The sequence below is a fragment of the Nocardioides sp. genome (assembly GCF_004803405.1).
Classification (GTDB): domain Bacteria; phylum Actinomycetota; class Actinomycetes; order Propionibacteriales; family Nocardioidaceae; genus Nocardioides; species Nocardioides vastitatis.
The window spans coordinates 1-3,071 of record NZ_SSXI01000267.1; the positions used below are offsets into that span (position 1 = coordinate 1).

4 protein-coding genes are annotated in these 3,071 nt (G+C 73.8%); 2 read left to right on the forward strand and 2 right to left on the reverse strand.

The window, feature by feature from the left end; translation table 11 throughout:
* On the forward strand, nt 1-251 hold a 251-nt coding region (locus E7Z54_RS23500; RefSeq protein ID WP_276606248.1), incomplete at its 5' end, for a TadE family type IV pilus minor pilin.
* Complete coding sequence (locus tag E7Z54_RS19265; protein WP_136436345.1) at nt 248-613, forward strand: Rv3654c family TadE-like protein; 366 nt, start codon at nt 248-250, stop codon at nt 611-613. The genes E7Z54_RS23500 and E7Z54_RS19265, both read left to right, overlap by 4 nt.
* A gap of 28 nt (nt 614-641) precedes the next feature.
* Here E7Z54_RS19265 and E7Z54_RS19270 read toward each other — a convergent pair whose 3' ends face one another.
* Both E7Z54_RS19270 and E7Z54_RS19275 read right to left on the reverse strand, forming a co-directional pair.
* A complete protein-coding gene (locus tag E7Z54_RS19270; RefSeq protein ID WP_136436346.1) occupies nt 642-959 on the reverse strand; it encodes a hypothetical protein in 318 nt (105 codons plus the stop codon).
* Nucleotides 960-968: 9 nt separating this feature from the next.
* A partial coding sequence (locus tag E7Z54_RS19275) for a DEAD/DEAH box helicase (RefSeq protein WP_136436347.1) occupies nt 969-3,071 on the reverse strand: 2,103 nt, incomplete at its 5' end.

A 3,071-nucleotide genomic window follows, 5' to 3' on the forward strand; every position in this document is an offset into this window, starting at 1 on the left:
AGATCCGCACCGTCGACGCGGCCCGGGAGACGGCACGCGCGCTCGCCCGCGGTGAGGACCCGTCCGAGGCGGTCGCGATCGGCCAGCGGGTGGCGCCGGAGGGCGTGCGGATCTCGGTGACCCGGGACGGGGAACGGGTGCTCGTGCGTGCTCGTGGCCAGCTGACCGGTCCCGGCGGGCTGTTCGGTCGGCTGCCGGGTGCCGAGCTCCGCGCCGAGGCCGTGGCGGTGGCGGAGGAGGCCGTGGAGTGAGCACGCCCGACGAACGCGGCGCCGCCACCGTGCTCGCCGTCGCCATGAGCGGCGCGCTCCTCCTCGTGGGCGCGGCGACCGGTGTGGTCGCGGCCATCTTCGTCGCCCACCGACAGGCTCAGGCGGCAGCCGATCTCGCGGCGCTCGCGGGCGCAACCGCCGTCGCCGACCATCACGGGCGGGACCCCTGCGGCCAGGCTGCGGACGTCGCCGCCGCCAACGACGCCGCGCTCAGCTCCTGTGCGGTCGAGGGTGAGGACGTGGTGGTCGAGGTGGTGGTCGTCGGTCCCCGCTGGCTCGGCCAGGACGAGGACCTGACTGCTCGCGCCCGCGCCGGTCCCGCCAGCGCCGGGTCGGGCTAGGAGGAGTCGACGGGGCGCTCGGGCCGGATCAGGTGGTGTCCTCGCGGCCGGAGAGGTCGTCCCTGCGGCGCTCGGACTCGACCCTGTCGAGCTTCTCGGAGAGCTCGCCGAGCCGCTTGTGCTCCCTGCGGCGCCGCCAACCCTGCTTCGCGCCCGTCTTCATCGTCCACAGACCGGCCACGACGAGCAGCGCGGAGATGATGCCGAGGATGAAGATGACCTCCGGCGTGACGTCGACCCCGACGTAGGAGGTGGTCTCCTTGTCGTTCTCGTAACCCGTGCCGAAGAGGCCGCCGAGCACACCCAGTACGCCCAGCAGCAGGATGAGCAGACCCAGGATCACCATGACAGGAGGCTACTGGTCCGGAGACGGGGCGTCGCGCAGCAACGCGTCGAGCAGCGCCACCGCGCCACGCTTGTCGAGCGGGTCGTTGCCGTTGCCGCACTTGGGCGACTGGATGCAGGAAGGACACCCCGACGTGCACTCGCAGGCGGCGATCGCCGCGCGCGTGGCGCGCAACCAGGCGGCGGCCGTGCGGTAGCCGCGCTCCGCGAAGCCCGCTCCGCCCGGGTGGCCGTCGTGCACGAACACGGTCAGGACGCCGGTGTCGGGGTGGCGGGCGGTGGAGACGCCTCCGATGTCCCACCGGTCGCAGGTCGCGAACAGCGGCAGCAGGCCGATCGAGCAGTGCTCGGCGGCGTGGGCGGACCCCGGCAGGTCGGCGGCGTCCAGACCGGTCGCGGCCAGGACCGCGTCCGGCACGGTCCACCAGACGGCGGTGGTCGACAGCGTCCGCTGCGGCAGGTCCAGGGGCGTCTCGTCCATCACCTCGCCGGTGCGGAGGCGGCGGCGCAGGTAGGAGGTGACCTGGTTGGTCACCTCCACGGTGCCGACACTGACCCGGCACGGCCCCCAGGCCACGTGCTCCCGCTCGTCGATGATCTCGATGTCGGTGATGTCGCGAGCGGTGGTGGTGTGGTCGACCTCCACGCGCCGCATCTCGGCGACATGGTCCTCCAGGTCGAGGGTGTCCACCTGCCAGGTCTGGCCACGGTGGAGGTAGATCGCGCCGGGGTGCGCGGTGCTGTGGGCACGCGCGCCGTCGACCGTGCCGACCACCCGGCCGGTGCCCGCCTCGAGCAGCTGCACCTGCTGTCCGCCGGCGGACCGGATGTCGGCGAGGTCGGCGGCGCGCGAACGGTCCGTCCAGAACCAACCGGCCGGCCGTCGCCGGAGCAGGCCCCGCTCCACCAGGTCTCCCAGCACCTCGCGGGTGCGGGGGCCGAACATCGCGAAGTCGGCGGTCGTGATCGGCAGCTCCTGGGCGGCCGCGCACAGGTGCGGGCCGAGGATGTAGGGGTTGTCGGTGTCGAAGACCGTGCCCTCGACCGGCCGACCGAGCAGCGCCTCGGGGTGATGCACGAGGTAGGTGTCCAGCGGGTCGTCGCGCGCCACCAGCAGCCCCAGCGCGCCGCCGGCATCACGTCCCGCGCGACCGATCTGCTGCCAGAACGCGGCCCGCGTGCCGGGATAGCCGGTCACCAGCACCGCGTCGAGACCGCTCACGTCGATGCCGAGCTCGAGGGCGTTCGTGGCGGCCATGCCGAGCAGGCGACCGCTGCGCAGGGCCTCCTCCAGCGCCCGCCGCTCCTCGGGCAGGTAGCCGCCCCGGTAGGAGTCGACGCGGCCGGCCAGCGACGGATCCACCTCCGAGACCAGCTCGTTGGCACGCTGGGCGACCATCTCCACGCCACGTCGCGAACGCACGAACGCCAGCGTCCGCACGTCCTCGACCACGAGATCGGCCATCAGGTCGGCGGTCTCGGCGGTCGCCGGGCGCCGGACCGGCGCCCCCTGCTCACCGGTGTACGACGTCAGCGGCGGCTCCCACATCCCGACGGCGAGCTCGCCGCGCGGCGACCCGTCGGTCGTCACGGCCGTGACGTCGAGGCCGATCATCCGCCGGGCCGTCACGTCGGGGTCGGCGACCGTGGCGGACGCGAGGATGAAGGTCGGCGAGGCGCCGTACGACGCGCACACCCGACGCAGCCGCCGCACCACCTGGGCGACGTGCGCGCCGAACACACCGCGGTAGTGGTGGCACTCGTCGATCACGACGTAGCGCAGCGACCGGAAGAACTGGCTCCACCGCTGGTGCCCCGGCAGCAGCGAGCGGTGCAGCATGTCGGGGTTGGACAAGACGTACTCCGCGTAGTCGCGGGTCCACTCCCGCTCCTCGGTGGAGCTGTCGCCGTCGTGGGTCGCGACGCGGACGTCGAGCCCGAGCGCGTCGATGGCGGCCCACTGGTCGTGCGCGAGCGCCTTCGTCGGGGCGAGGTAGAGCACGGCGGCGCCGCGCTGCCCGCGGGGCCCACGCTCGGCGCGAACCGTGCTCAGCGCCGGCAGCAGGTAGGCCAGCGACTTGCCGGACGCCGTGCCGGTCGCGAGCACCACGTG